5 protein-coding genes are annotated in these 4,074 nt (G+C 69.9%); 3 read left to right on the forward strand and 2 right to left on the reverse strand.

Translation table 11 applies throughout. The features are described 5' to 3' along the window. On the reverse strand, positions 1 to 1,037 hold a 1,037-nt coding region (locus tag ABS772_RS05725; protein WP_350392920.1), incomplete at its 3' end, for an 8-oxoguanine deaminase. Positions 1,038 to 1,312: 275 nt separating this feature from the next. Here ABS772_RS05725 and ABS772_RS05730 point away from each other — a divergent pair. After that, complete coding sequence (locus tag ABS772_RS05730; protein WP_350392922.1) at positions 1,313 to 1,963, forward strand: dihydrolipoyllysine-residue succinyltransferase component of 2-oxoglutarate dehydrogenase complex; 651 nt, start codon at positions 1,313 to 1,315, stop codon at positions 1,961 to 1,963. A 71-nt stretch (positions 1,964 to 2,034) separates the two neighbouring features. On the opposite strand, the gene ABS772_RS05735 is transcribed toward ABS772_RS05730, so the two are convergent. Further along, the gene (locus tag ABS772_RS05735; protein ID WP_012455083.1) at positions 2,035 to 2,268 is read right to left on the reverse strand and encodes a hypothetical protein; all 234 of its coding nucleotides are present in this window, start codon (positions 2,266 to 2,268) and stop codon (positions 2,035 to 2,037) included. A gap of 450 nt (positions 2,269 to 2,718) precedes the next feature. On the opposite strand from ABS772_RS05735, the gene ABS772_RS05740 reads away from it, so the two are divergent. After that, on the forward strand, positions 2,719 to 3,732 hold the full coding sequence (locus ABS772_RS05740; RefSeq protein ID WP_350392924.1) for an NAD-dependent epimerase/dehydratase family protein: 1,014 nt from the start codon (positions 2,719 to 2,721) through the stop codon (positions 3,730 to 3,732). Positions 3,733 to 3,935: 203 nt separating this feature from the next. Continuing rightward, positions 3,936 to 4,074, forward strand: a 139-nt coding sequence (locus ABS772_RS05745; RefSeq protein WP_350392925.1) for a 2-dehydropantoate 2-reductase N-terminal domain-containing protein, incomplete at its 3' end; no start/stop codon positions are given.

Here is a 4,074-nt window from a genome sequence, read left to right on the forward strand (position 1 = left end):
CGGTTGATCATCAGGGCGTGGCGCACGCCCTCCATCAGGTTCGAACTGTCGTTGGAGGCCGAGCCGTCGACGCCGAGGCCGACGGGCGAGCCCGCCGCCTCCAATTCGCAGGTCCGGCACTGGCCCGACGCCAGCACCATGTTCGAGGTCGGGCAGTGGCAGACGCCGACGCCGGCGGCCCCGAGGCGGCGCACCTCCTCGTCGTTGAAGTGGATGCCGTGGGCGAGCCAGGTCCGCCGCGTCATCCAGCCGACCTCCTCCAGGTAATCCACCGGGCGCTGCCCGAATGCCTCCAGGCAGAAGGCGTTCTCGTCGAGTGTCTCGCCGAGATGGGTATGCAGGCGGCAATCGTGGCGCTCGGCGAGCGCGGCGCTCTCGCGCATCAGCCGCTTGGTGACGGCGAAGGGGGAGCAGGGCGCGAGGCCGATCCGCACCATGGCACCGGGCTCGGGATCGTGGAACAGGCGCAGCACCCGCTCGCTGTCGGCTAGGATGGTGTCGTCGTCCTGCACCAGCGTCTCGGGCGGCAGGCCGCCCTCCTTCTCCGACAGGCTCATCGAGCCGCGGGTGACGACGGCGCGGATGCCGAGGCTGCGCGCCTCCTCGACCTGGATGTCGACGGCGTTCTCCAGGCCCCGCGGGAAGAGGTAGTGGTGGTCGCCCGCCGTGGTGCAGCCGGAGAGCAGCAATTCGGTGTAGGCGAGCCGGGTCGCGAGCCGGAACGCCTCCGGGGTGAGCCGCCCCCAGATGCCGTACAGCGCCTGCAGCCAGGGAAACAGCGGCTTGTTGATCGCGATCGGGTGGGCGCGGGTGAGCGTCTGGAAGAAGTGGTGATGCGTGTTGACGAGGCCGGGGATCACCACGTGCCGCCCGGCATCGAAGGTCTCGTCCACCGGCAAGGAGGGCCGCGCGCCCGCCGGCACCGTCTCGGCGATCCGGCTGCCCTCGACGACGATGCCGCCATCCGCCCCCTCCGCCAGGATCGCGAGGGGGTCCCGAATCCAGAGGCACCGCGCCGTCGTGCCGTCTGCTGCCATGCCGACTCCTGAGATCGTTCGAAGAACAGGCCGGGCCAGCCCCGGCTCCGGCCGCGTCGAACGGCGAAGATAGGGCGGGACGCGTCAGGCGGAAGCGTCGTCGCTGAGACCTATGGTGGAATATTCGGCGCGTTTCGCGCTTTGATACATAGGTCTATGGACGTCGCGCGGGGTCACTCCTACCTTTGCCAGCGAGCTTCCGCTGCGGGATCGTCGCATCCGTCGCCGAAGCTGACGGCCGGCGTTATCCATCTCCGTTTCCGAGGGGATTTCCCATGTCGCGCGGCAGCCGATTCCGAACCCTCTTCATCCTGCTCGGCACGATCCTGGCGACCGCTCCCGCCGGTGCCGAGGACAAGCCGGGCGCCCCGTCCGCCGAGAGCAAGGCGGACGGCCAATGGACCGATCCCCCCGCCAAGGTCCAGACGCCGGCAACGAACGCCGTGGCGAAGCCGGTCGCGACACCCGCGAAGATCGACGAGTCCAAAATTCCCGCCCGCGTCGAGGCACGCGCGCCCCGCCGTTCGGCCAAGGTCCGCCGCGAGCGGATCCGGACGGTCGCGAGCCGGGCGCGGCCGGCACGGCAGGAACGGGCGGAGGGGGTGAGGGCGGAGCGGCCGAGCCGGCGGATCGTGGCGCGGAGGGCGGTGCCGAGGGAGGCGAGGGCCGTGGCGGTGCGTGGCCTTCGCCCGGTCTACGGATACATCCCGCCCGATGCCCCGGCGGACGCCTATTACGCGCAGCGCCGCTTCGGAACGGTCGGCAGCCGACCCGGGGATCTCGGCTTGCCCCCGGAGGGCGGGCCGGCCTTCCGCAACGTCGGCATGCGTGAGGATGGGCACCTCGTCATGCGCTGGCGCCGGCCCGGCGTTCCGGCCGCCGTCTTCGGCCCATCATCGCCGTTCGATGATTTCGGTGGGGAGTAGGATCGAGGGAGCGGAGAAAGCGGGCGCCGCGCCGAGCAGGGCGCCCGAGGTCGAACGAAGCGGGCTGTTCCTCAGCGCACGCGGCCGGGACGGGCCGGTTCGAACACGATGCGACGGTGATAGGCGCACCAGCTCTTGCCGTCGGCGACCGGCGCGCCGCAGCACACGGCCTGGTCGCTCGGCTCACCGATGATGAACTTGCAGACGAAGGTACCGGATTGCGCAAAGGGGACACGGAGATCGGCGGAAGGCTCCGCAATCGCATCGGCCTCGCCGACTTGCGGCAGGCGGAAAAGTTGGTTCATCGTGCGGACACTCGGTGTTCGAACTCGCTGGACCCAAGCGAGGGGCGACACGGCGCCCTGGGCCTGGATGGATGTCTCGGCCGGCCCACCTCTCTCACACGTTCCGGACAACGGCATTCGGCCCCGGCAGAAGCGGGACCCGCGTCGCGGGCGGGTTCAAGGCATAGGTCGGCTGATAGTCTGGCGTAAGTATACCGGATTCCCCGAGAAACAAGCCCTGAGCCGGCGCGACAGCTCCGCGCTGGAAGCAGGCCAGAGCCCGCCCGGCGGTCGCGCGGCTCGTGAAGACCCGCTTGGAAAAACCTGTGAAAACGAAAGTCGCGGATCGTCGGCGATGTTCCCGGCACGAGACCGGGCCGCGCTTCCCCCGCCGTCTCGGCGTTTCTTGCGAGGAGCGCGCGCGGGGGCTATCCCGCTCTATCCTCGGAAAGTCGGCGCCACGGGCCTCGCATGCACGCTCTTGTCACGGGCTCGGCCGGCTTCATCGGCCACGCGCTGAGCCGGCGCCTGCTGGCGGCGGGTCACGCCGTGACGGGGTTCGACGGTCTCTCGCCCTACTACGATGTCGCGCTGAAGCGCGCCCGGCACGCCGATCTCGCCCGGCATCTCGGCTTCGAGGCGGTGGAGGCGCGGCTCGAAAGCCCCGGCGCCCTTCTCGACGTGATGGCGCGGGTCAGACCGGACGTCGTCTTCCATCTCGCGGCGCAGGCGGGGGTCCGCTACAGCCTCATCGACCCCGGCGCCTATGTCGAGGCGAACCTCGTCGGCTTCGCCAACCTGCTGGAGGCTGTGCGCGCCCACCCGGTCCGGCACCTGCTGACGGCCTCGACCAGCTCGGCCTATGGCGGCAATGCGAGCGTGCCGTTCCGCGAGACCGACCGCGCGGTCTCTCCGCTCACCCTCTACGCCGCCTCGAAGCTCGCCAACGAGGCGATGGCGCATTCCTACGCCCACCTGTTCCGCGTGCCGACGACGGCGTTCCGCTTCTTCACGGTCTACGGACCATGGGGGCGGCCGGACATGGCCCTGTTCCTGTTCACCCGGAAGATCCTGGCGGGCGAGCCGATCGAGGTGTTCGGCGAGGGCGCGGCGGAGCGCGACTTCACCTTCATCGACGACCTCGTCGACGCGATCCTCGCCCTGTCCGAGCGCCCACCGCCGCAACCGGGGGAGGGCGGCCCGGTCTCGGCCGCCGATACGTTGAGCGCGGTGGCGCCCTACCGCCTCGTCAATATCGGCGGCGGTCGCCCGGCCCGGCTCGATGCCATGATCGGCGCCCTGGAGGTGGCCCTCGGTCGCAAGGCCGAGCGCGTCCTGAAACCGCTGCCGCCCGGCGACGTGATCCGCACCCATGCGAGCACCGACCTGCTGCACGATCTCGTCGGCAGCTTGCCCGAAACGCCCCTGGAGACCGGCATCCCCGCCTTCGTGAAGTGGTACCTCGACTATTACGGCGACCAATGAAGCACGGTCTCGACTCGGCCCCGCGCGTCCTCGCTCGGGTGGAAATGACGGCCATTCGGGACGGGACGATCCCCCGGATGCGCCGATCTCGGCCACGCTGAGCGAATTGCCGGCACGGGAAAATATGCCGACCCTCGGGGCGGGTGGCCTCCTGCACGGATCCTGAGGATCGAGGGCCGCCGAGGCAGGGAGATAGATCCCCGATGCGTATCGCGGTCATTGGTTCGGGCTATGTCGGCCTGGTGTCGGGCGCCTGCCTCGCCGATTTCGGCCACGAGGTCGTCTGCATCGACAAGGATCCCGAAAAGATCGCCGCCCTCAACGAGGGCCGCATGCCGATCT

Origin of the sequence: Methylorubrum podarium (assembly GCF_040270385.1) — a bacterium.
GTDB lineage: Bacteria > Pseudomonadota > Alphaproteobacteria > Rhizobiales > Beijerinckiaceae > Methylobacterium > Methylobacterium podarium.

Bases quoted from the DNA above. Each gene is read 5' to 3' on its own strand.
- ABS772_RS05740 (WP_350392924.1), top strand. From the start codon at position 2,719: ATGCACGCTCTTGTCACGGGCTCGGCCGGCTTCATCGGCCACGCGCTG.
- ABS772_RS05730 (WP_350392922.1), top strand. From the start codon at position 1,313: ATGTCGCGCGGCAGCCGATTCCGAACCCTCTTCATCCTGCTCGGCACG.
- ABS772_RS05735 (WP_012455083.1), bottom strand. From the start codon at position 2,268: ATGAACCAACTTTTCCGCCTGCCGCAAGTCGGCGAGGCCGATGCGATT.